This is a genomic window from Nostoc sp. CALU 1950 (assembly GCF_051172895.1).
GTDB classification, from domain to species: domain Bacteria; phylum Cyanobacteriota; class Cyanobacteriia; order Cyanobacteriales; family Nostocaceae; genus Nostoc; species Nostoc edaphicum_A.
Map to the genome: position 1 here is coordinate 1 of NZ_JBDNJQ010000370.1, position 1371 is coordinate 1371.

Consider the following 1371-nt stretch of genomic DNA (forward strand, 5'->3'; position numbering starts at 1 on the left):
AGGGTCGTCAGCTACCGACTTATCAAAGTATGGCTCTCCATTTACAGGATGTGACGATTGATAGTCGGCTGAATCGGTCTGAGGTTAGTGCCATAACACAGGCTCAAACCCAGTTACCACCCACCGTAGATATCAAGCAATTTCAATCACCGACTGTAGATATTCGGGACACTCACCAAGCAGATCATCTTTCTAAACCGGAGGAGCTACAGCCATCAGCACAGGGGCTTGTACCAGAGACTATAACTAATCTGACTTTGCCGAATAGAGCAAACGCACTCATCGCGGCTTTAACGAAAAGTGGTTTCCAAATAGAAGACATGATGAGTTCTCAGGTGATAGCGATTGCAGGTACTCAACGAGGTGGCAAGGGAACCTTAGCAGCAATCTTGGCAACATTATCTCTAGCATTAGATTCAGGATTAAACACCCAATACTTTACAGCCGGGGTGGACGTTTACCCCTTTAGTTGTAATCTGATTTCTGCTCTTAAATACCCTGAAAAAGATGCGGACGGTGCAGATAAACTAGTTGCCCGTGACTTGCTTAAATTTCTTAAAGGCTTAGATGCAACTGAACCTTACTCCCACAAAAATTTACTCCTAGTGATTGATGAGGCGATGCGCTTGCTGTCCCTACTTGATGAGAGCGATCGCACTTGGGCTATCCAATATCTGCTGAGTCGCTTCGCCAAATGTGGCGGTACATTAATCATTGTCTTGCATGGCTCAAATCTGACAAGCGTGGTTGGCAAGGCCACAGCAGGACTAGCAGACACCTTTAAGCAATCGGTTAACTTTATTGGCTGTGTAGCTCAGTCTGTTAGCGCTGGCGGATTGCGAAAGATTAATGTTGCTAGTGGCGAATATTTTAAGGCTAACCCTAATAACTTTGCTGAACCTGTTAACGGTGGCAATCTCGGCATGATTCCTGACTGGTTAAAGATAGAGTTACACCCAGGCAATGGTCAGCCAGATCCTGCAAGAACGTTACTCAAATTTTTCCCGGAACTGGTACAGCATCACCAGCCAGCAGTTATGCCCAGAGGGGAGAAAATTGCACCAGATGACGCAGTTAATAAACTGGAGTCTATTTTCTCAAAGCCTACTCAAGACGTTGAAATTGTAGAGGTAGAAGAAGAAGTGACTATATCTGAGGCTGATAAAGAGCAGATTTTAAACATTGTTACTTCAGCCGTTGCAACACCAGTCAGCTTTGCCGCCATTAGAAATAGCCGAAAGTGGGGCGAAGAGAAAAAGAGTGTTCGCTATTTAAGGTGTGCGATTGCACAACTTATAGAATCCAAGCAATTGAAGGGTAGTGAGAAGTTAGGGTTTACCGCTTTTTAATATTACTGCAATCTCAAAAAGT

1 protein-coding gene is annotated in these 1371 nt (G+C 44.4%); it reads left to right on the forward strand.

The window, feature by feature from the left end:
• Positions 1-1349, forward strand: a 1349-nt coding sequence (locus ABF638_RS37955; protein ID WP_435027881.1) for a hypothetical protein, incomplete at its 5' end; no start/stop codon positions are given.
• Between the last annotated feature and the right edge of the window lie 22 nt (positions 1350-1371).